The organism is Rudanella lutea DSM 19387 (assembly GCF_000383955.1).
Classification (GTDB): domain Bacteria; phylum Bacteroidota; class Bacteroidia; order Cytophagales; family Spirosomataceae; genus Rudanella; species Rudanella lutea.
Genome location: NZ_KB913013.1, coordinates 1,213,712 through 1,236,093 on the forward strand (window position 1 = coordinate 1,213,712; position 22,382 = coordinate 1,236,093).

Annotated in this window: 13 protein-coding genes; 6 read left to right on the plus strand and 7 right to left on the minus strand. The window is 57.0% G+C overall.

The features are described 5' to 3' along the window. Positions 1-149: 149 nt before the first annotated feature. From RUDLU_RS0105265 to RUDLU_RS0105290, 6 genes are all read left to right on the plus strand, one after another. Complete coding sequence (locus tag RUDLU_RS0105265) at positions 150-1,256, plus strand: DUF4932 domain-containing protein (protein WP_019987307.1); 1,107 nt, start codon at positions 150-152, stop codon at positions 1,254-1,256. Between the two features lie 178 nt (positions 1,257-1,434). Next, on the plus strand, positions 1,435-2,838 hold the full coding sequence (locus tag RUDLU_RS0105270; protein ID WP_019987308.1) for a glycoside hydrolase family 88 protein: 1,404 nt from the start codon (positions 1,435-1,437) through the stop codon (positions 2,836-2,838). A gap of 138 nt (positions 2,839-2,976) precedes the next feature. After that, positions 2,977-4,416: an oxidoreductase gene (locus RUDLU_RS0105275; protein WP_027302782.1), complete on the plus strand. Its 1,440-nt coding sequence runs from the start codon at positions 2,977-2,979 to the stop codon at positions 4,414-4,416. Positions 4,417-4,498: 82 nt separating this feature from the next. Continuing rightward, entirely contained in the window at positions 4,499-5,275 is a 777-nt protein-coding gene (locus RUDLU_RS0105280; RefSeq protein ID WP_019987310.1) for a 3-ketoacyl-ACP reductase, read from the plus strand. 296 nt (positions 5,276-5,571) lie between these two features. Next, on the plus strand, positions 5,572-6,873 hold the full coding sequence (locus RUDLU_RS0105285) for a Gfo/Idh/MocA family oxidoreductase (RefSeq protein ID WP_019987311.1): 1,302 nt from the start codon (positions 5,572-5,574) through the stop codon (positions 6,871-6,873). A 235-nt stretch (positions 6,874-7,108) separates the two neighbouring features. After that, positions 7,109-9,325 carry a penicillin acylase family protein gene (locus RUDLU_RS0105290; RefSeq protein ID WP_019987312.1) on the plus strand — a complete coding sequence of 739 codons (2,217 nt, stop codon included), beginning with the start codon at positions 7,109-7,111 and terminating at the stop codon, positions 9,323-9,325. 99 nt (positions 9,326-9,424) lie between these two features. Here RUDLU_RS0105290 and RUDLU_RS0105295 read toward each other — a convergent pair whose 3' ends face one another. The 7 genes from RUDLU_RS0105295 to RUDLU_RS0105325 form a co-directional block, all read right to left on the minus strand. Then, positions 9,425-11,068, minus strand: coding sequence for a RagB/SusD family nutrient uptake outer membrane protein (locus RUDLU_RS0105295; protein WP_027302783.1), 1,644 nt, complete (start codon positions 11,066-11,068; stop codon positions 9,425-9,427). 10 nt (positions 11,069-11,078) lie between these two features. Beyond that, complete coding sequence (locus RUDLU_RS0105300; protein WP_019987314.1) at positions 11,079-14,090, minus strand: SusC/RagA family TonB-linked outer membrane protein; 3,012 nt, start codon at positions 14,088-14,090, stop codon at positions 11,079-11,081. A 25-nt stretch (positions 14,091-14,115) separates the two neighbouring features. After that, positions 14,116-15,822 carry a RagB/SusD family nutrient uptake outer membrane protein gene (locus tag RUDLU_RS0105305; RefSeq protein ID WP_019987315.1) on the minus strand — a complete coding sequence of 569 codons (1,707 nt, stop codon included), beginning with the start codon at positions 15,820-15,822 and terminating at the stop codon, positions 14,116-14,118. Between the two features lie 6 nt (positions 15,823-15,828). Beyond that, positions 15,829-19,356: a TonB-dependent receptor gene (locus RUDLU_RS0105310; RefSeq protein ID WP_019987316.1), complete on the minus strand. Its 3,528-nt coding sequence runs from the start codon at positions 19,354-19,356 to the stop codon at positions 15,829-15,831. Positions 19,357-19,547: 191 nt separating this feature from the next. Next, entirely contained in the window at positions 19,548-20,681 is a 1,134-nt protein-coding gene (locus RUDLU_RS28640; protein ID WP_019987317.1) for a FecR family protein, read from the minus strand. Between the two features lie 158 nt (positions 20,682-20,839). Then, positions 20,840-21,622 carry a cupin domain-containing protein gene (locus RUDLU_RS0105320; RefSeq protein ID WP_342663122.1) on the minus strand — a complete coding sequence of 261 codons (783 nt, stop codon included), beginning with the start codon at positions 21,620-21,622 and terminating at the stop codon, positions 20,840-20,842. Between the two features lie 36 nt (positions 21,623-21,658). After that, positions 21,659-22,270, minus strand: coding sequence for an RNA polymerase sigma-70 factor (locus RUDLU_RS0105325; RefSeq protein WP_019987319.1), 612 nt, complete (start codon positions 22,268-22,270; stop codon positions 21,659-21,661). Positions 22,271-22,382: the final 112 nt, after the last annotated feature.

The window sequence follows — 22,382 nt, forward strand, 5'->3', positions numbered from 1 at the left end:
CGGATAAAACACGTCCCCCATTCGATTTAACAACCCTGAATGGGGGCAATTTGGGCCTTACAGCCCCACAACCGATCCGGCTCGCCCGGCCTGCGCTTTAGTGTATACTGTACCGAAAATTGTATATTGTAAAGCTATTCCAAAAAATTATGCCGAAAGCAAACTACCTTTTGATGAGTCTTGTGCTCACCGCTTTTCTTTCTACCCACTCACTTTGGGCGCAAAAACAACGGATTAAGGTTGAAACCGATTTGGGCGTCGAGCTTATCAACGCACTCGAAGTCCAGAACGCTGCCGAGTTTTTGAAAGACTCTCTCGCCGACCCATACCTGTACCGAACCACTCGTTTGATGCGCATCAGTTACGAGTTCTTTACTCCGTTTCGGCAACACCCGGCCGTAACGCGTACCCATTGGATGACCGAAAAAATCGGGACGGGCATTTACCTCTTGCCGCTGTTTTACGAAGGTTTCCCCCGGCCTCGCCGGCATACGCCCGTTTCGCCCGAAATTTTGCAGGCGATTCATCCTCAGGTCGACTCGGCCGCGCAACTGGTTGACGAGTATATGCAGCTGGCGAGCGCATTTTACCGCGACGCCGGTTTTGCCAGCTTTCAACGAAAATACCAGTACGTTTACACACAAGCGTTGGCGCAGGTTAAGCGTAACTTACCTCCTGCTGGTTTTATACCCACCATGGAGGCTTACTACGGCGCCCGTAAAATAGCTTACCGCCTGATTACTAACCCCTTTTTCAAGGCAAACTGGGGTATGGCCTGGGAAGTAACAACGTCAAACGGCCGGGTTGCCAACCAAATTGCAGCTCCCCTCGGCGAACAAACGGTAACGGCTAACCGAGTTACGGATGCCGGTTTCGACAATCCGGAGCAGATCCGAAACCTGTCGGTTCATGAATTTGGACATACGTTTGTCAACCCACTCACAGCACTGCCAGGCATTGCGCCGAGCCTTGCCGCCCACAAAAATCTGTTCCGATCCATTCCGGGCCAAGGGCAATATTCCGACTGGGAAACCTCCTTCAATGAGCACCTCGTTCGGGCGGGCGAAGTACGCATTGCCCTCGCGTTGGGTTTACCAAAAGTAGCACAGCAGTTACGCACCGACAATGCCAACTGGATGTATCTTCCCTTTTTCGAGAAGCAATTGGCCCGCTATGAAGCCAACCGAAAACGCTACCCAACGCTGGCTTCGTTTTTACCCGATCTTATTGCCGAACTGCCGACCATCTCCCGCTGATTCAACACGCTCAGGTCCCGATTGAAACACGTCGAAGACCAACCAATTACTCGTTGGCGGTGGCCCGCATCCACGTATGGGGCAAGCTGGTTGTCAGCGGTAAAAGTAGAATAAGCCAAAACGGCTGCTTTCTGCCTTGAGCAGCAAGCCTGCCGCCTATTCCGTCATTCTACTTCGTATGGTTCAGTCCAACAATTCGCTTACGCCCCATCACCTTTCCGCCAAACTACAGCGCTTCTGGCAGCTGTCGGCCCAAAAAATCCGGCTGATTGAAAAGCAGTACGACTCCAGTAAGGGCTCACCCGTATTTACGGCTCAGGGTCGGTACACCACCCGCGGCTGGACCGAATGGACGCAGGGTTTTCAGTACGGCTCGGCTATTTTACAGTTCGATGCCACGGGCGATGCGGAGTTTCTCGACCTTGGCCGCGCACAAACCCTGCAAGCTATGGCCCCGCACGTAAGCCACGTGGGTGTGCACGACCACGGGTTCAACAACGTGAGCACCTACGGCAACTTGCTGCGGCTCATGCGCGAGGGTAAAATTCCGACAAACGAGTGGGAAAGCCACTTCTACACGCTGGCCCTTAAAATTTCGGGCGCGGTGCAGGCCAATCGCTGGACACCCATCAGGGCGGTGGCTCCCGGAATGCCCGAGGCCGGTTTTATTCACTCCTTCAACGGTCCGCACTCGCTGTTTGTCGACACCATCCGGTCGTGCCGGGCGCTGGTGGTGAGCCATAGGCTGGGCCATACCTTTCAGGCCGAAAACGACCGGCGTATCAGCCTGCTCGAGCGGGCACTGCTGCACATCGACGCAACGGCCCGTTTCTCGGTGTACTACGGTGAAGGTCGCGATTCGTACGATATATGGGGGCGCACAGCCCACGAGAGTGTTTTCAACATCACCGACGGTAACTACCGCTGCCCCAACTCGCAACAGGGCTACACGGGTTTCAGCACCTGGACCCGCGGCCTGGCCTGGGCCATGTGCGGGTTTGCCGAAGAGCTGGAAGCCCTCCCGCTGCTGTCCGACGCCGACCTCGACCGGCTCGGCGGACGGGAGGCTATTGAGGCCATGATGCTCAAAGGAGCCCGCGCTACCTGCGATTTTTTCCTGCAACATACCCCTACCGACGGTGTGCCTTACTGGGACACCGGGGCCCCGAACCTTTACAAGCTGGGCGATTATCTGGACCGGCCCGCCGAACCCTACAACGACCACGAGCCGGTGGATAGCTCGGCGGCTGCCATCGGGGCGCAGGGCTTGCTCCGACTGGGCCATTATCTGCAACAAAACGGCCGCGATGTTGAAGCCGGACGGCGGTACTGGCAAGCGGGCCTTACTGTACTCGATACCCTGCTTCAGGAACCCTACCTGAGTACCGACCCGGCGCATGAGGGGCTGTTGTTGCACTCGATTTACCACCGGCCCAACGGTTGGGACTACACCCCCGAAGGCAGTCAGATTCCGTGCGGAGAGTCGAGCATGTGGGGCGATTACCATATCCGCGAGCTGGCTCTGTACGTACAGCGCCTGATCGACGGTGGGCCGTACTACGCATTCTTCAATTGTGTTTAAACGATAGGTCCAGCCTGGATAGGTCCGGTCTGGATGGGTCCGGCCTGGATAGGCCTGAATTCAGGCCCATTTTGGGGGCATCCGATGCGCTACCCAAATCCGTTTAAACCGTTTCATCTGTGTTCCAATACCCAAACCATGAGCGGCAAATACAAACCCAAATATACCCGGATGGCCCAGCTGAAAACGGCCTCCGACCTATCAACTTACCTACAAACCCACCAAATCGACCTGCCGTACGACGAGACGTTGCTCCCCCCCGATCAAAGTCCGTTTGGAAAGCCTATCGTCCTGAAATCGGGCAAAACCATTGGCAACAGCCTGTGTATTCTGCCCATGGAAGGTTGGGACGGCACCCCCGATGGCAAACCAACCGATTTTACCCGTCGGCGGTGGCTTAAATTTGCCGAGAGCGGGGCTAAGCTCCTGTTCGGGTGCGAGGCTGTGGCCGTGTGCCACGCGGGCAAGGCAAACCCCAATCAGCTGGTTATCAATCCCGAAAACTTCGACGAGTTTGTTAGCCTGCGCCAGCTGATTCTCGATAAACATACCGAGCAATTCAACCGCACCGACGACTTAGTTATCGGGCTGCAACTCACCCATTCGGGCCGGTTTTGCAAGCCCAATAGCCACCGCCAATTTGAGTCGAAAATTCTGTACGCGCACCCCTACCTGAACCAGAAGTTTGGGATGGACGCCGATTATCCGGTACTCACCGACAATGAAATCGACGAAATCATTGAACACTACGTAGCTGCGGCCGTGCTGGCACAAAAGGCCGGTTTCGACTTTGTCGACATTAAGCACTGCCACGGGTATCTGGGCCATGAGTTTCTGAGTGCCGTGAACCGCGAGGGCCGGTATGGGGGTAGTTTTGAAAACCGGACCCGGTTTCTGCGCAACATTGTGGCCGGTATTCGGCAGGCTGCGCCGGGGCTCGAAATGGGCATTCGGCTCAGTGCGTTTGATCTGTTGCCGTTCAAAAAAGGCCCGGGCGACGTGGGAATGCCCGAACCGACCGACACGTATCCGTATGCGTTTGGCGGGGCAGAATCGGGCCTGAACATTGACCTGAGCGAACCGAAGGCATTTCTGGAGCTGGCGCAATCGCTGGGAATTCAGATGATTTGTATCACGGGGGGTAGCCCGTACTATAACCCCCACCTGATGCGCCCGGCCCTGTTTCCGCCCTCCGATGGCTACCTGCCCCCCGAAGATCCTCTGCTGGGCGTAAAACGGCAAATCGACGTGACACACGAACTGAAAAAGGCGTTTCCGGAGCTGGTGATCATCGGGTCGGGGTACTCGTACCTGCAGGAATGGCTGCCCAACGTGGCCCAGTACGTGTTGCGTGAGGGCATGGCCGACAGCGTAGGTTTCGGTCGGATGGTGTTGTCGTACCCCACCATGCCCGCTGACATGCTGACGGGTAAGGCGCTGACGCGCAACCTGATTTGCCGCACCTTCTCCGACTGCACCACCGCCCCCCGCAACGGGCTCATTTCGGGTTGCTACCCACTCGACACCCTCTACAAAAAACTCCCCGAAGCCGAACAGCTCAAAGAACTCAAGTTTTAAGGCGTGAACGGGCACACTATTTCACTCTTTCACTCTTTCGCCCTTTCGCTCTTTCACTCTTTTACCCAAAGCACCGAGCCTCATGACACCTAAAAAAGTTGCGTTTATTACCGGAAGCAGCCGGGGCATTGGCTTGGGCATTGCCGAGCATCTGGCCCGAAAAGGGTTTGATCTGGCTATCAACGGCGTGCGCGAGGAGTCGGCCGTGACGGAGGTTCTGAGCCAGTTACGGGCGTTGGGAGCCGAGGTGATTTACTGCCGGGGCAGCGTAGCCGATGCCGACGCCCGACGCCAGATGCTCGATCAGATTCAGGGCCATTTTGGGCGATTGAACCTGTTGGTAAACAATGCGGGCATTGCCCCGCGAGTCCGGGCTGATATTCTCGAAGCAGGCGAAGAAAGCTTTGACGAGGTACTGAACGTCAACCTGAAAGGGCCTTATTTTCTGACGCAGGCCGTTGCCAACTGGATGATTGCCCAGCAAGAAGCGAACGCCCGTTTCGAAGGCAGTATCATCACGGTTTCGTCTATTTCGGCCACGGTGGCCTCTGTAAACCGGGGCGACTATTGCCTGTCGAAAGCCGGCCTGAGCATGGCGACACAGTTGTTTGCGGCCCGGCTGGGTGCGTTCGGGATTCCGGTGTACGAAGTGCGGCCGGGCATTATCAAAACCGATATGACGGCGGGCGTTACCGATAAGTACGACAAACTGATTGCCGATGGACTGACCATACAACCCCGCTGGGGCTTACCCGACGACGTAGGCCGGGCCGTGGCCGCCATTGCCGAGGGAGGATTCCCCTACTCAACCGGACAGGTGTTTATGGTCGATGGAGGACTGACGCTCGCCCGGCTGTAGGTGGGTTTATAGTTTTTGGTTAATAGTTTTTGGTTTGTTCTGAGTGCTTATTTTAGGTTAGTGGAGTCGGCATCGACCAGCAGTAGCGGTCAGCTTTCCCTAGCCCCCTCCAGAGTTCAGGAGGGGGCTAGGGAAACGTCGAACTTGATTAACAAAAAAATTTAGAATTACACTTGAGTCGTCTGGTAAGCCCGGCCCCCTCCTTAGTTCAAGGAGGGGGCCGGGGGGTGGTCAACTACACATAACCAACTCTTTACCTTATCTTTAATTTCCTATAATCCTTACCTAATTTCTTCATGAAAGACTCCTCTGTTTCCCGGCGGAAGTTTATCCAGACAACCGCCCTCGGAACGGCCGCGCTGGGGCTGCCTACGCTTATTCCGAGTAGCGCCTTCGGGGCCAACGACCGCTTACGGGTGGCCGTGATTGGTATCAACGGACGTGGCAAAGACCACATCTCCGGTTTCTCCAAACTGGAAAATGTAGAAGTTGCCACGCTCTGCGATGTCGACAACGTGGTGCTGCAAAAGTCAGCAACCGAGTTCGAGACCAAGTACAACCGCAAGGTAAAAACCGAGCAGGATCTCCGGCGGGTGTACGAAGACAAAGACATCGACGCGGTGAGCATTGCCACACCCAACCACTGGCACGCACTGGCTACCATCTGGGCGTGTCAGGCCGGCAAAGACGTGTACGTAGAGAAACCCGCCTGCCACAACCTGTTTGAGGGTCGTAAGCTGGTCGAAGCGGCTACCAAATACAACCGGATCGTGCAGCATGGGGTGCAGTTGCGCAGCTCGGTGGCCATTCAGGAAGCGATCAAACACCTACGCGATGGCCTCATTGGTAAAGTGTACATGGCCCGCGGCACGGTGTACAAATGGCGGCCTGATATTGGCAATCTGGGCAACTCGCCCGTGCCCGACGGCCTCAACTGGGACTTGTGGCAGGGCCCGGCCCAAACCCGGCCCTTCAGCAAAAATTACGTGCATTACAACTGGCACTGGTTTTGGGACTACGGCAACGGCGACATTGGTAATCAGGGCATTCACGAAACAGACCTCTGCATGTGGGGCCTCGACGTGGGGCTCCCCGAGGTCATTACGTCGGCGGGGGGAAAGTTTCTCTGGAACGATTGCAAAGAAACCCCCGAAGTGCTCACGTCTACGTACCACTACCCCAAGCAAGGCAAAGTGATTCAGTTTGAGGTACGCCCCTGGATGACCAACAAGGAAGACGGCGTGGAAGTCGGCAATATCTTCTACGGCGACAAAGGCTACATGGTTATCAACGGCTATTCGGATTACAAAACGTTTCTGGGCCGTAACCGCGAGCCCGGCCCTGCCCGCAATGCCGGTGGCGACCACTACAAGAACTTTGTGGATGCCGTTCGGGCGCACGACAAGAAACTGCTCAACGGCCCCATCGAAACGGGTCATCTGGCCTCGTCGCTGGCGCACCTCGGCAACATTTCGTACCGGCTCGGGCGTACCCTGCATTTCGATCCGCAGAAAGAGGTGTTTGTGAACGATAAAGAAGCCAACGCGATGCTCACCCGCAAGTACCGGGCTCCGTACCTGGTACCCACCACGGTGTAGTTTGGTAAGATGCACCAACGGAAAAGATGACATCTCGTTTGGAGAGATGTCATCTTTGGAACTCCCCGGGCGGAATCCATCTCAACAGAAGCGATACCATCGCTCCAAACGAGATGTCATCGCTAAAGACGGCATCGCTCTCGCTTTTTTTGCGCCCGAACCTTTATTTTTACCTTACAGCAGCTCCTCCGGGAGCTGTTGTTTATTTAGCCTGTTCGTCATCAAACCCATGCGCATGTCGTACTTCGCCTACCGACTCCGGGCGCTGCTCCCGTACCTGGTTCTCTTCCTAAGCAGTTACTCCCTTTATGCACAGCCCTTTACTCAGTCCGACATAGGCCGGTGGCAGCAACGGGCCAAAGGGGTTACCATCGCCCGCGACACCTGGGGGGTACCCCACATTTACGGCAAAACCGATGCCGATGTGGTGTTTGGCCTCATGTACACGCAGTGCGAAGATGATTTTGCGCGGGTCGAAGACAACTACATCACCTCCATTGGCCGTTTGGCCGAAGTAGAAGGCGAATCGGCGCTGTACCACGACCTTCGGGCCCGGTTGTTTATGGACACGACACAGGCCATTGCGGTGTATAAAAAAAGCCCCGCCTGGATGAAACAACTGCTCGAAGCCTTTGCCGACGGCACCAACTACTACCTTTACACCCACCCCGAGGTAAAGCCCCGACTAATTAGTCGGTTTCAGCCCTGGATGCCCCTGATGTTCAGCGAGGGCAGCATCGGCGGCAACATCAGCGTGGTGCCCATTGACCGGATCAAGGCATTTTACGAGGGCAACCCCAAAACCTCCTGGGTACCCCGCGAGGATTACTACGAGCGCGAGTCCATCGGCTCGAATGGGTTTGCCGTAGCCCCGTCGAAAAGTGCCACCAAAAACGCTCTGCTGCTGATCAACCCGCACACCTCGTTTTATTTCCGGTCGGAGGTGCATATGGTGAGTGAGACCGGACTCAATGCGTACGGGGCCGTAACCTGGGGGCAGTTTTTTATCTATCAGGGTTTTAACGAAAACTGCGGCTGGATGCACACGTCAAGCTATGCCGATTCGATGGACGAATACCTCGAAACCATCCAGAAGAAAAACGGGAAACTGTACTACCAGCACGGCGGCAAGCCCAAACCGGTTCGGACACAAACCGTGCGGCTGCCCTACAAATCGGGCAATGGCGTGCAGTACAAAGAGTTTACGATGTATTTCACGCACCACGGCCCTACAGCTGGCCAACAGGGCGACAAATGGATTGCCGTGGCCATGATGAACACCCCGCTCAACGCACTTTCGCAATCGTACCTGCGCACCAAAGCAAAGGACTACGCGAGTTATCAGGAGGTGATGAAACTGAACGGCAATGCCTCGAACAATACCGTTTTTGCCGACCGCAACGGCACTATTGCGTACTGGCATGGCAACTTTATGCCCCGCCGGGATACCCAATTCGACTGGAGTAAACCCGTTGACGGCAGCAACCCGGCCACCGATTGGAAAGGGCTACACCCCATTACAGAGCTGGTTCAGGTACGCAACCCGGCTTCGGGCTGGATTCAGAACTGCAACGCAACGCCGTTTACAGTATCAGGGCCGAGTAGCCCAAACAAAGCTAATTTCCCCGCTTACATGGCCCCCGATGCCGAAAACTACCGGGGCATCAATGCCGTGCGCGTGCTGAGCCGGAAATCGGTATTTACGCTCGACACCCTGATTGCGGCTGCCAACGACCCCCATCTGGCCGCGTTCGACGATTTGCTGCCGCCCCTGTTGGCAGCTTATGGGTCGGTTTCGGGCGACCCGAAATACAACACAAAAGACCTGACCGAGGCCATCGAGATTCTCCGAAACTGGGACCGCGGGTATGGTATTCAGTCTGTTGCGCAGACCCTTGCCATTTACTGGGGCGAAAAAATTGGACGTCTGGCCCGTACCCGTGCAGCAGCCGATACCCGCTTCGACAACCTCGGCCTGAGCGATTTTATCCTGAAAAACACCTCGGAAGCGGAAAAAGTAACAACCCTTGCCGAGGTCATGAGCGACCTGAGCCGTCAGTTCGGTACCTGGCGTATGCCCTGGGGCGAGGTAAACCGCTACCAACGGTTGACCGGCAAAATCACCGAAACCTACGACGACCAGAAGCCGAGCTTACCCGTTGGGTTCACCTCGTCGGCCTGGGGGTCGCTGGCGGCCTACGGGGCTCGCAGCTATCCCGGCACCCAAAAACGCTACGGCAACGTAGGCAATAGCTTTGTGGCCGTGGTTGAGTTTGGCGAGCGGGTCAAAGCCCGGTCGGTGGTGACGGGCGGGCAAAGCAGCCGCCCCGGCGATAAACACTTTACCGACCAGGCAGCGTTGTACTGCGAAGGCAAGTTTAAAGACGTCTTTTTCTACCCCGAAGACGTGCAGAAACACGTCGAGAAAACCTATCATCCCGGCGAGCGGTAAGCACAAAACGTAGGGTCTGAACATAAACCGGCCTGACTTACCGAACATAGTTGTTCGGTAAGTCAGGCCGGTTTATCATTTGTGCATCAACTGGTTAGATTACCAACCCGGATTCTGCTTCAGGTTCCGGGGAGCGCGGTTAAGCTCGGCCTGTGGAATAGGGAAACGGTACATTTTCTCGGAGAAAATCCGATTCTCCACCTGAAAACGGGTGTACGTCAGCGTGGTGCCGTTACGCACAATCCGCATACCCGTTACGGGCCGGTTAAATAACTGCTCGCCTTTGCGCCACCGCCGAACATCGTAGAACCGGTGGTCTTCGAAACAAAGCTCCACCTGCCGCTCCTTCTGAATCCGCTCGCGCATCTGGTCTTTGGTGAGGCCCGTGGGCAAAGCGGGCATACCTACCCGCGCCCGAATCTGGTTCACGGCCGTGTACACATCGGCCACTGGCCCTTGGGCTTCGTTGAGAGCCTCGGCGTAGTTGAGCAGCACTTCGGCATACCGGAAAATGACCCACGGCCGCCGGACGTTGATGGCCGTACCCACACCCCAAAACGCCGACTCGCTCATGAATTTACGCATGTAGTAGCCCGTTTTGGTGTTGTTCACGTTGGTCGGTACGTTGTCGCGGCCACCTTCAAAAATCTCGACCGGACGCCCTTTAAACGACGCGTTGTTCACGATAATGAACAGCCCCAGCCGGGGGTCGCGGTCGTTGTATGGGTTGGCCGGGTTGTAGCCCGACGTGGGGTCGGTGATGGGCTTACCCGTCGACCGCACATCAAACGCATCCACAAGTTCCTGCGTCGGGTTGGTGCGGCCCCGAGCCCCATCGTACCCCACGGGGGCATTGTTCAGCTCCAGCGTGTTGTTGTTGTCGGTCTGGCTCGCAAAAATCACCTCGTTGTTGTAGGCCAGCGTACCGTAGTTCCAGAGGTTTGGCAGCTGGGCCTGGGTCAGCAGTGCGTGCTTGTTGAGCACCATCACCGCCCGGGCCGCATCGGCCGCCTGTTGCCACCGGGCCACATCGCCGGTAGGGTTGTTGAGCGGACTGGCCGCGTACAACAGCGTGCGGGCCTTCAGGGCCAAAGCCGCCGTTTGGCTCACCCGCCCTTTATCGCCAGCCGCCTGATCGACCAGACCGCCGGGCGTCACCATCACCGCAGCCGAGTCGCAGTCGCGTACAATGTGCGCCACTACCTCTTCGACTGTGTTGCGGGGCAGGTCCAGATTATCGGCCAGCGTGTACGACCGGGTTGCCAGCACAATAGGCCCATACCGGCGCATCAGCTCAAAATGAAACATGGCCCGCAGAAAGAAAGCCTCGCCCCGTAGCCGTGGAATATCCGACGCCGGGTTGATGGCACTCTCACCCGCCTTCTCCAGAAAGATGTTGGCCCGGCGCAGATAATCGTACATGTTGGCGTACTGATCGTCGTTGGTCCGCAGCGAGCCCCAGGTATCATTATTGAAAATATTGATGTTGGAGCTCAGGTTTGAGTTCACGGCTTCGTCGGTGGCCTGCGAAAACATGGAGCCGTTGCCGTCGAGGTTATACCGGTTAAACGTCCCGAAATACACGTTGCTCAGAAAGCCCCGCGCGTTCCGATCCGAACTCCAGATCTCGGTTTCGTCCCGGATGTTTCCGTCCGTAAAATCAAAACTCAGAAAGTCGTCTTTGCAGGCTACCAGCGTACTGAGCATGCCCACCGAAAAGAGAATCGATACTATTTTTTTCATGGTCAAAGGCTTAAAACGACGTTCGGATACCGGCATAAAACGTTTTTACGTACGGGTAGGCACTCCCCCGCCCTGCACCCGGTAACTCGGGGTCGATGTCGAGGTTGAGCTTATCGAACGAAAGCAGGTTGAAGCCCCCGATGTACACCCGCGCATTTTTCATGCGATAGCGCGACAGCAGGCCCTTGGGCAGCGTGGCCCCCAGCTCTACATTCTTGAGCCGCACATAATCGCCCGGTACCAGCCAGAAATCCGAGGCCGAGGTGTTGTTGGCCCGGTCCGAAATCCCCAAACGTGGGTACAGAGCCGTACCGGCCGTTTCGGGCGTCCAGCGGTTGAGGCTCTCCTGATTGAAGTTAAACGGCCCGGAATTGACAATACCCTGAATATCAATGGTGCGACCGGCTACCCCCTGAAAATGCACCAGCATATCGAAAATGCCGTAGCGGGCCACCGTCCCGAAACCAAAGTACGACTTCGGCCGGTCACGCTCGTCGATCCGAACCCGGTCGAGGTTGTCCACGATGCCGTCGGGTGTGCCGTTTACACCACCAATGTCCTTATACTTGATGTCGCCTGGCACCACCCGACCCGACAGTACCTGCCGGGGGCTGGCGTCGATTTCGGCCTGGCTCTGGAAGATTCCGTCGGACACGAACACAAACCGGCTGCCCACAATCCGGCCCACCGTACTCTGGTAGCCGGGCAAACCCGCCTGCCCGTTTTCGGCCAGTACGCGGTCGTCGGTGATGGTGGCGTTGCCGTACAGCGACAGCGACAGCCGACCCAGCTGCTTATCGTAGTTCAGAGTCAGGTCAACGCCTTTGCTTTCCACTTCGCCTTCATTCACAACCAGCGTTTTACCCAGCACGCTCGGAATAGCCGAGGGGGTCAGGATACCCCGGCGGTTGTTGACAAAATAATCGACCGAACCCGTAAGCGCGTGGTTGAACAAGTGAAAATCCACGCCAGCATTGAGCGTCGTGAGGGTTTCCCAGGTAATGTTGGGGTTGGCAATCGACACCTCGTTGGCCGATGTGGTCGCCGAGAAACCCGTTCCGAAGGTGTAGCCGCCCCCGCCTGTGTTACGGGCAAAGAACTGCTCGAACGGGAACCGGCTGCCGCCAATATCGCTGCTCCCTGCCTGCCCGTACGATGCGCGCAGTTTGAGGTAACTCAGCAGCTTGTTGGGTTTCAGGAACGACTCGTCGGACACGACCCAGCCCGCCGAAACAGCCGGGAAGAACCCGTACCGCTTGTCGGGCGGGAAGTTTTCGGAGCCGGAGTAGCCACCCACAAACCCGAAATAGTAGCGGTCTTTAAACGAGTAATCGAGCCGCGACGACAGGCCCTGCCCCCGGAAATCGAGCTGCGAAGGCGTGTAGCTCACGTTGCGCTGTGCCTTTAGCGAGGCTTTTACCGAGTGCTGCCCGAACCGACGGTCGTAGTCGAAACCGGCCCAGGCTTCGTTGCGCTGAGCGGTGCCCCCAAACGCGGCCGAACGGTAGCTGAGAGGGGTCTGGTTGCGGAAAATAACCGGGTTAGCGCCCGTTGCGTCGATCACCTGATAGTCGCGGTTCAGACCCGACGAGTACGTGCCCTGGATGTCGTAGTTGAAATTGATATTCGCCGACAGGCCCGGCACCCAGAAATCGAGTTTCTCGCGCACGTCGATGGTCGCCATCAGTACCCGCGTCACAAAACTGGTAAAGCCCCGGTCGCGCAGAATCCCGAGCGGGTTGTTCTGAAACTGGGCACTGCCCCCGTACGACCCATCACGGTTCTGAATCGGAAACGCGTTGGGTGGCGTGTTGTAGAGCAAGTTCAGCAACGTACCGGCTTCCTGGCTACCGGGCTGCCGCTGGTTTTCGGACCGCCCCGCCACGTTGAGCCCCACGGTGAGGTTCTTGTTCACGTCGAAATCAACATTACCCCGGAAGTTGAACCGGTTGAACCCCATGTTGGCGTTGAAATCGTCGGTTTTGGCGTTTTTGAACAGCCCGTCCTGGTTGAAATAGCTCAGCAGGGCAAAATACCGCACCCCGTTGCTACCCCCATCGGCCGAGAGCACGTACCGCTGCGTGGCCGACTGCTTGTTCAGAAACGACTCAGCATAGTTGTTGTCGGGAAACCGAAACAGGTCAGAGCCGGTCTTGTACGCGTTCAGCGTGGCTTCGTCGTAAATCGGCTGGCTCCCGTCGTTCACGAGGGCTTCGTTGTAGAGCCGCCCGAAATCGTAGGAGTTGAGCGGCCGAATCATTTTTTCGGGAACCTGAATCCCGCCCTGCACATCAAACTGAAGGTTGGAGCGGGTGGCGCTGCCCTTGCGGGTGGTTACGAGCACCACGCCGTTGCCGTACCGCAGACCATACCACGCCAGCGAAGCCGCATCTTTGAGCACCGTAATGCTCTCGACCTCGTTGATGTCGATGTCGTTGAACGGCCGGAGTACCCCATCCACCAGCGCCCTCAGCGAGTTGGGGCCAAAGGTAGAGGCTCCCCGCCCGAAGAAGTTGGCCCCGTCGGCGCCGGGTGCCGAGCCGGACTGCTGCACGTACAGGCCCGCCAACCGACCGGCCAATGTGGCATTGGCGGTAGCTACCGGAATCTGCGGCAGGTTGCGGGTGCTAAACGTGCCAATGGCCATGTTGACCTCGCGCTTTTTGCGGGTGCCGAACGGAATCGGAACAATATCGTCGTCGCCAGCTTCGGTGAGTGCGGTGGGCAGTTCAACCCGAAAAGCGGTGCCGTCGCCCACGGCTTTGGTCTGTGCCAGATACCCTTTTTTCTGAATAACGAGCACATCACCCAGAGACGCGTTGATTGCGAAGCGCCCTTCGGCATCGGTAACCGTTTGGGTGCGCACTTCCTGCACGGCCACCACGGCCCCCGACAGCGGCTTGCCATCGGAGCTGGTGACCACGCCCGAAAAGCTGCCCGACAGGGTTGCTTTGGTTTGGGCCAATACGCCGGTGCTGCTAAGCAACAACAGACCCAGAAGCGGATTTATAAATGTTTTCATCGGAAACGATTGCGTGAATAGGTCTTTACCAGCCCGGATTTTGTTTCAGAATGCCGTTGCTCTTGAAAATCTCGTTGCGGGGAATCGGGTACCGGTGCATGTGGTCTTCAAACACCCGCTGGTAGGTTCCCGGCATCGGAATCACGGTGTATTTGAAGGTCGTGGCCGTCAGGCGCTCTACGTCCATACCGGTGATGGTTTTGGGGATGATCTCGACGCCTTTTTTCCAGCGCAGAATGTCCCACCACCGAAACTCTTCGAAGGCCAGTTCCACAGCCCGCTCGTTATGAATCCGGGCCCGCATTTGATCCTTGGTGAGGCCCGTCGGGAGGTCGGGCATACCGGCTCGCTTCCGAATCTGGTTCACGGCCGCGTATACATCGGCCACCGGCCCCTGGGCTTCATTGAGAGACTCGGCATAGTTCAGCAGCACTTCGCCGTACCGGAAAAACACGAAGTTCAGAATCGCCGATGCGCCCCCGGTACCACCCCGCACCGACTCCGGCCACAGCTTCTTGACGTAGTAGCGGGTACGGGTATAGCTATTGGAAGCAGGCTGATAATCGACCCCAAACGTAACCGGATTGGTCGCGTTATTGGCCCACATAGCCACTTTCCGGTTCTGCCAGGTCTGATCGTTGTAGATGATGTTGGCATAGAAACGCGGGTCACGGCCGGTGTAGGGGTCCTGCGGCTTGTAGCCCGACGTAGGGTCGGTGATCGGCTTACCGTTGGCCATTTCGTACAGGTCTACGTGGTTCTGGGTCGGGTTAAGCTGCCCCTGCGCACCCCCAAACGATGGCGGAATGATAAAGTCGCCGAGGAAGCTACCATTGCCCGAACGCGGCCCCCGCACCTTGATCATGATGTACTCAGGCGACGCTGCCTGGTTCAGAATGGTGCCGTATTGGGCGTGCAACGAATACCGGCCCATGTCCATAATCGACTTGGCGGCATCGGCGGCTTTCTGCCACTTGGCGGTATTGTTGGTCGGGTTGTTGAGCGGGCTGGCATCCATCAGCAACAACCGCGCCCGCAGTGCCTTCACGGCTCCCACGGTAGCCCGGCCCCCGTTGCCCGTGCCCCAGTCGGTAGCCGGGGTGTAAAACGTCCCCCAACTCTCAGTCGACAGAATGGCTTCGGCGGCATCGAGGTCTTTCAGGATAAACGCCAGCGTTTCGTCGTAGGTGTTGCGGGGCAAATCGAAGTTATCGGTCTGGGCGAGCGGCTTATCGAGCAGAATCACCCCCCCGAACCGCTTGATGAGCTCGAAGTAGAAAAACGCCCGCAGAAACAATTGCTGCGCCTTAATGAGCGGGCCGTTCTGGGCTTCAGTCCACTTCACCTTGTCTACGTTGGCCAGCATCACGTTGGCGTTGCGAATGCCCTGATACATACGCGTGTACACCGACACCACGTCGGTAGAGGAGCCATCCAGAAACTTGCCCTGGTTCATGGTCAATACGCCATGTCCGGTGTTGGGTTCGGCAAAAATGGCTTCATCCGTAAACTGACCGGTGGTGCCTTTGTAGTTCTGCAACACACTCAGGCGGCCGTAGTCATCGATCAGGTAATTGTAGGTATTGTCGGCAAAGCGGGTAGCAAGCACCGGGTCAGCAAACACGTCGTCCTGCGTGATGGCCACACCGGGGTCACGCTGCAAAAAGTCTTCTTTGCAGGCCCCCAAACTCAGCCCCAGGCAAATCAGTACAGTATAATGAAGGTATTTCATGAGTCGTCAGAATTGGATGTTTACACCGAGGTTAAACGTCCGGCTTACGGGGATGGCGTTGTTCGGACCCGCGAAGAACGAGCCGGCTACCGTGCTGTTCTGGTTGTTTTCGGGGTCGAGGCCCACAAACTTGGTCCAGGTAAACAGGTTCTGGCCCGTCACGTAAATCCGCAGGGTTTCCATGTTCAGGCGCTTGGCAAAGGCGGCCGGTACGGCATAGCTTATCTCCACGTTGCGGAGTTTGAGGTAGCTGGCGTCCTGCATCAGATAATCGTTGAACGAATAGCTGGGAGCTGCCGTTGAGCGAGGCCGAATAGCGGGCCAGGTAGCGTTCTGGGCGTTTTCGGGCGTCCAGCGGTTCAACATGGCCGAGTAGTAGTTACCCCCCGCAAAAAACACGTTGGAGTTAACCTTGGTCACCCCCTGAAACAGGGCCGAAAGCGTGAACCCTTTGTAGCCAAAGTTGGGCTCGATACCGAACACATTCTGGGGTACATCGGCGTAGCCAATGGGGGCCCGGTCCTGATCGTCGATGATACCGTCTTCGTTCAGGTCGGCAAACTTAAAGTCGCCCGGAATCACGGCCCCGTTGACCCGGCTCTGCGGGCTGTTGGCAATGTCTTCGAGGCTCTGGTAAAACCCGATCACCTTATAGCCCCGGAACTGCCCGATCGACTGGCCCGTGTTTTTCTGATTTTCGGGCAGATTGATGGGCTCATCGGTGCGCACAATCCGGTTTTTGGCGTGCGTGTACTGCACGTTGATACCGTACCGGAAATTGCCTTTGGCGTCTTTGAAGCTGGTTTCGAACTCGTAACCCGCGTTGTAGTTCTCACCGTAGTTGCTCGACGGCAGCGATTCGCCGTAGATCACCAGGGCCGAGTTGTTGCGGGCAAGCAGAATGTCGTACCGCTTTTCGTCGAAAATATCGGCCGTGATGGAGAGTCGGTTGCGCAAAAAGGCCGCTTCGACCCCGAAGTTGCGCTTAATCGACTTCTCCCAGGTCACATCGGGGTTGCCCGAACGGCTATGCCACACCACCGGGTAGAGTACGTTGGCACTCGCCGTACCGAAACGCACGCGCCGGTTCGGAATAGAGTTGGCGCTGGCATCGGGGTCGCTGCCGCCGTTTGAGTACTCGTCGAGATAGATAAAGCGGGTTCCACCCACGTTGCCGTACCCAATAAGGCCGTACGAACCACGCAGTTTGAGGTAGTCGATCCACTTGGCTCCTTTCATAAACGACTCTTCGCTCACGGTCCAGCCGGCCGAGATAGCCGGGAACAAGCCGTACCGCTCCGCCTTGGGATAGTTTTCAGAGCCGTTGTACGACCCGTTCAGCTCGACAAAATACTTGCTGGCGTAGTTGTAGGTAGCCCGCAATACGAGTCCTTCGTTGGCAAACGGAGCCTGAGCGCCCTCGGCACCGCGCAACTCGCGCTGAGCCACCGCTACCCCCGACACGTTGTGCTTGCCAAACGACCGGGCGTAGTTGAGCGCCAGCTGCAGGTTGGTTTTGATGTAACCGTAGTTCTGAGAGGTTACCCCACCGAGCGGATCCTCAAACGAGTTACGAGCCAATACCAGCGTGCCGGTAGCCCGGTCGACGTTGTAGGCCGCGTAGGCACCCGTTTGGCCCCGCACCCCGGCAATGTAGGCATCGTACCCGAACGTGGCTTTGAAACCAAGTCCTTTGGTGATGAAATCGAGCTTCTGATCGAGCACAAACACACTTTCGATGGCATTGTTGCGGTAGTCGGCATACCCGTTCCGCTTCATCACGGCATAGGGGTTGAAGGTATTGACACCCGCCCGCCCGAAGTCTTCGATATGGTTCAGGGTATTGTCGAGCCGCCGATCTTCGGGCGTTTTCGGGTTGGTGTATTCGGGGTAGAACGGGATCATCCAGGCCGGGATGGCGTACATCCGGGTGAGCAGGTACTCCGGCCCACTCTCGAACCGCTGCCGCAAATCGCCCTGACCGGAGTTGGCCACAAACGAGTAACGCCCTTCCAGACGACCACCCAAACGCAGGCTCAACGTAGTGGTTTTGGTCAGGTTCAGGTCGAGGTTGGAGCGGAAGTTGTAGCGGGTGTACGAGGGGTTGGTTTTGTAGCCCGACGGGGTGTCGAAATCCTTAAACCCGCCATCTTCAAACAGATAGCCCATCGACACGAAGTACTTGATGGCTTTGGAGCCCCCGGTAAAGTTCAGGTTATGCTGGGTACGGAACCAGTACGGCCGCGTCACGGCCTTGAACCAGTTGGTGTTGGGGTACAGCAGCCGGTCGCCGGTACCTTCCTTGAAAATGCGGAGGTCTTCGGCCGTGAACACTTTCTGAAAACTGGGCGGCACCAGACCATATTTAATCAGGTTTTCTTCGCCTTCGTTGTGCAACATGGCACTCTCGTAGGCATCCAGAAACTCAGGCACCTGGGTGAAATTGACGCGGCCCACGTTGCCCGAGTACGACACCCGTGGCTTACCGGTTTTACCCGTTTTGGTGGTCACGATAATAACCCCGTTGGCCCCTTTGATACCGAACAGAGCCGTAGACGACGCATCTTTAAGCACCGAAATGGACTCGATCTCGTTCGGGTCAATGTCGCCGAAGCTTTGGCGTTCCACCCCATCCACAATAATCAGGGCCGCCGAGTTGGTCGACGCCCGGCCCCGGATGGTGATGTTGGCCCCGTTGATACCCGGCCGACCGCTGATCTGCTGGGCAAACAGGCCCGGCACCCGACCTACGAGTGCGTTTGATGCATCGGTTACGGGTGCTTTTACGATTTCATCTCCTCCAATGCTGCTGATGGCGGCCGTTTGTTCGCTTTTTTTCTGCGTACCGTACCCCACCACGACCACCTCTTCAAGCGACTTTTCGTCGGTTTGCAACACCACGTTCACGGCCGTTTTGTTGCCGATCGTCACTTCTTTCGTCAGGTAGCCAACGTAACTAAAAACCAGCTCATTCACGTTATCGGGCACACTCACCCGGTATTGTCCCTCCACGTTGGTGGTAGCTCCGCGTTGCAGACCTTTCACCACTACCGTTACGCCCGGTAGCCGTTCGCCTTTCTCGTCGGTGACGGTACCCGTCACGATACGTTCGGCGGGGGCCACCGACTCGTTCAGCGCCTGCCCATTGTCGGGGGTTGGCTGAGGTGCCGGAGGCTGGGTTGTAATGAGCACCTGCCCACTCAGCACCTGATAGTTCAGGCCAACGGGCTTGAGCAGGGTTTCGAGGGCCACGGCCAACCGCTGATTGGTGAGGGCCAGGCTCACCCGCCGGTTGGCCGGCACCGTATTGGGGCTGTACACAATTCGGACTTCGGTCAGGCGTTCGAGCTCTTTGAGCGCCGTTTTCATCGGTACGGCCTGCACGTTTATAGTCACGGGCCGTTGCAGCAAATCCTGACCGCCGGGTTCGCGGCCATACGCAACGGCCGTGAGCAGCGTCAGTAGACACAGGGACAAACTCAACGTCAGTATCCTGCCCAGCAGGCCCGGTCGAGTGGGGTAGAAAAACATCATAGATTGGCAGAAGGGATTATGTGGTAAAACGGTTTGATTGACATGAGCAAATGAGTGAAAGAGAGAAAGAGAGAAAGAGTGAAAGAGCGAATGAGTGAAAGAGTGAAAGAGTGCTGCCGACAATGAATCAATTAGAAGCAAACTACTGTAAATCAATTATTTGTTTGATCAAACTAAAGAAAACCCTTCGCTCAGTACGGATTACAGCCGGGGCCGCTGATCTGAATTCGGGTACCCACCACCTCGTAGCTGGCATTGATGGCCCGGCACACGAGTTCGAGCTGAGTAAAGAAGGGCTGACCGCTGATGTCGCCGGTAAACCGGCAGTTTTCGAGCAGATTATCGCCCGCCGTGATCTCGATACCATATTGGTCCGCAAAAGCTTTGAGCACATCGGGCAGCGGGCTTTCTTCAAACCCAAACCGAACCTCGGCCGGGGCCGCCCCGTCCACCTTGAGGGGTTGCGGCCGGGCCACCAGACCGGTATCCCACTGGCTTTTGTCGGTGTAAAACGTAACCTGCTGGTTGGGCGTCAGTACTACCCCATGCCCACCGGTGATCGATCCGGTTTCGGGCACCGCCCCACCCGTCGACCGCGACACCCACACCCGCCCCGTGCGAACCGACACATCGACCGCCGACGCATTGGCGGGGGCATTCACCCAGAAACTGGTACCCAACACCCGCGTCACAACGGCACCGGTGTAGACCAGAAACGGGCGCTTTTCGTCGCGCTTCACGCAGAAGAATGCCCGGCCGGTGAGCCATACCTCGCGTTTGGTACCCGTTTCGGGGGCCGCAAAATGCAGTTGGCTACCGGGTTCGAGCTGTACGGTGCTGCCGTCGTCGAGCTTGATTTGCTGGCTTTTCCGGGTTGTATTGCGCCATTCGTCGGTACCGTCGGCTTTGGGCACAACCAGTTCGGTCAGCGCGGGTAAGGCTTCCCGCACGGTCAGGTCACGGTTATTGAGGTAATACGACAGGGCAGCCCCCATCCCGACCACCACTACCGCAGCGGCTACGGCCCAGCGGCTCAATCGAGGCCGACGCCAGGCCTTTACAGTGGATGGGTGCAGGATCGGTTCGGGACCATCGGAGAAGGCCAGAGCCGGCTCCAACTCGCCAACAGGTTCGGCGATTTGCATACGCCGTTCGATACGCTGCCAGAGGTATTGCTGAAGGGCAAATCGCTCATCGGGGGTTAGGCGAGGCTCAAGTTCTGCCCGGAGCCGGTCGTACCACCGATCGATCAGGTCGACCTCGTCGGGAGAGCACTCCTGCTGGCCATATCGGCGGAGCAAATGGATAAAATCGTCTACAGACATGAGGGCGAAGGGAAATAGGTAGTTGCCCGATATGTCGTCTGAAGGGGGTGTAAACCCTAAATGATTGTAAGAATTCCCGGAAAGTTTACAACTGCAAACGTTTGTGGCGAAAAACTTCTTTAAAAAATGGTATCAATTTTTATCTCCTCCCCCAGCCGCTACTCAAACTGAAAGGCGAAGTACGTACACGCCTTGCCCCCTGTATTTTGAATGGCGTGGGGCACATTGGCCTCCAAAAACAGCAGGTCGCCCACCGAAACGGGGTACAAGGTACCGTCGATGCTTTCCTGCGCTGAGTTGTCAAACATCAGAATAATTTCGGCAGCCCGGTGCGTATGGGGTGGGTGGCTCCAAAGGCCCGGCCGCAGCGTGGTTACGTGCATTTCGAATCGTTTGCTCATAGCCGTGGCCCGGTCGAACATCCGGCGGATGCCCCCTTTGTCGTGCGGCTGAAACGCCACCTCTTTCCAGTCGATACTAAACGACCCACCGGCCCGGCGGCCCCGTTCGGCATCAGCCGGGGCTTCTGATTGGTACCGCATCACGTAATACGTGGCCGGCACGTCGCCCCGGTTAGCAAAACCGTGCTCGTCGCCGGGCATAATCAGGGCGATACTGCCGGGGCCGAGTGTGGTGGTACTCCCCATGACCGTGACGGTCAGCTCACCCTGTTTTACAATAATCAGCTCTTCGTCGTTGTGTTGGTGAGCCGGGTGCGGAGCCTGCTTCGGGGCGAGTGTGGTAGCATGAATTTTCAGGTGTCTGAAGTCAGTGGTGCGTCCTTCGAGTAATGTCCGCTGCTCTGTGTAGGGCTTGCGGGTTACGGGGGCTTCGTTCCAGCCGTAACGCCCCGACGGTATGGGCTGTGCTCCCGCCAGCAAGGAGGAAAATAGGAACAGAGCGAGCCCCAGCAGGCCCTCTCGCATACAGAATATAGGCATACGAAACGGGTTAGAAACAGCGATTCAGTCAATACCCTACGGTAGCTCTCCGAGCAGACAGCCGAGCAGGGGCAGCGGGTAATGCAGCACGGTCAGGTTTTGACGCAGGGCTTTGAGGGCTTTATTGAGATGGTACTCCACGGCTTTCTCCGACAGGTCGAGCGACTGGGCAATTACCGGAATCGACTGATCTTCATAGCGGCTAAGCCGGAAAATCTGCCCTGTTTTCTCGGGCATCTTCTGTAACTCCTCTTCAATCAGCGCAATCAGATCCTGATAATTCAGAAGCTCCTCGGTGGCGGTATCGGCCTGCCCCATCTGCTGTTGCTGGTGAAACTGAAACCGCTCGCGCTGCACCTGCCGCCGAATATGGTCGATAACGGCATAGCGCAGAGCCGTAAACAGGTAAGCTTCCACCTGCTGTACGGCAAGGGTAGCCCGCCCCTGCCACAGATCGACGAAGAGATCCTGCACCAGTTCTTCGGCTACCTCGTGGGAGTTGGTTTTCTGAAATGCCACCCGGTACAGGCCGTACCAGTATCGCTCGTAGAGTTCGGCCAACGCCAGCCTGTCGTGGTTGGTGAGGGCAGCCAGCAACTGGCCACTGTCCCATTGGCTATACATGGAGGCAGGCTTGCGTGTCGACATGAAGGCTGAGCGTAGAAGGTTTGCAGTAGGCAGTTATGGCGGTGACAGAAAGTGCTTAGCTGGATATTACACCTGCCCGTGAAGGTCAGAAATAAGCCAGTTGAAACTCTAA

Bases quoted from the DNA above. Each gene is read 5' to 3' on its own strand.
- RUDLU_RS28640 (WP_019987317.1), bottom strand. From the start codon at position 20,681: ATGTCTGTAGACGATTTTATCCATTTGCTCCGCCGATATGGCCAGCAG.
- RUDLU_RS0105270 (WP_019987308.1), top strand. From the start codon at position 1,435: ATGGTTCAGTCCAACAATTCGCTTACGCCCCATCACCTTTCCGCCAAA.
- RUDLU_RS0105320 (WP_342663122.1), bottom strand. From the start codon at position 21,622: ATGCCTATATTCTGTATGCGAGAGGGCCTGCTGGGGCTCGCTCTGTTC.
- RUDLU_RS0105285 (WP_019987311.1), top strand. From the start codon at position 5,572: ATGAAAGACTCCTCTGTTTCCCGGCGGAAGTTTATCCAGACAACCGCC.
- RUDLU_RS0105275 (WP_027302782.1), top strand. From the start codon at position 2,977: ATGAGCGGCAAATACAAACCCAAATATACCCGGATGGCCCAGCTGAAA.
- RUDLU_RS0105305 (WP_019987315.1), bottom strand. From the start codon at position 15,822: ATGAAATACCTTCATTATACTGTACTGATTTGCCTGGGGCTGAGTTTG.
- RUDLU_RS0105295 (WP_027302783.1), bottom strand. From the start codon at position 11,068: ATGAAAAAAATAGTATCGATTCTCTTTTCGGTGGGCATGCTCAGTACG.
- RUDLU_RS0105280 (WP_019987310.1), top strand. From the start codon at position 4,499: ATGACACCTAAAAAAGTTGCGTTTATTACCGGAAGCAGCCGGGGCATT.
- RUDLU_RS0105300 (WP_019987314.1), bottom strand. From the start codon at position 14,090: ATGAAAACATTTATAAATCCGCTTCTGGGTCTGTTGTTGCTTAGCAGC.
- RUDLU_RS0105290 (WP_019987312.1), top strand. From the start codon at position 7,109: ATGTCGTACTTCGCCTACCGACTCCGGGCGCTGCTCCCGTACCTGGTT.
- RUDLU_RS0105325 (WP_019987319.1), bottom strand. From the start codon at position 22,270: ATGTCGACACGCAAGCCTGCCTCCATGTATAGCCAATGGGACAGTGGC.
- RUDLU_RS0105310 (WP_019987316.1), bottom strand. From the start codon at position 19,356: ATGATGTTTTTCTACCCCACTCGACCGGGCCTGCTGGGCAGGATACTG.
- RUDLU_RS0105265 (WP_019987307.1), top strand. From the start codon at position 150: ATGCCGAAAGCAAACTACCTTTTGATGAGTCTTGTGCTCACCGCTTTT.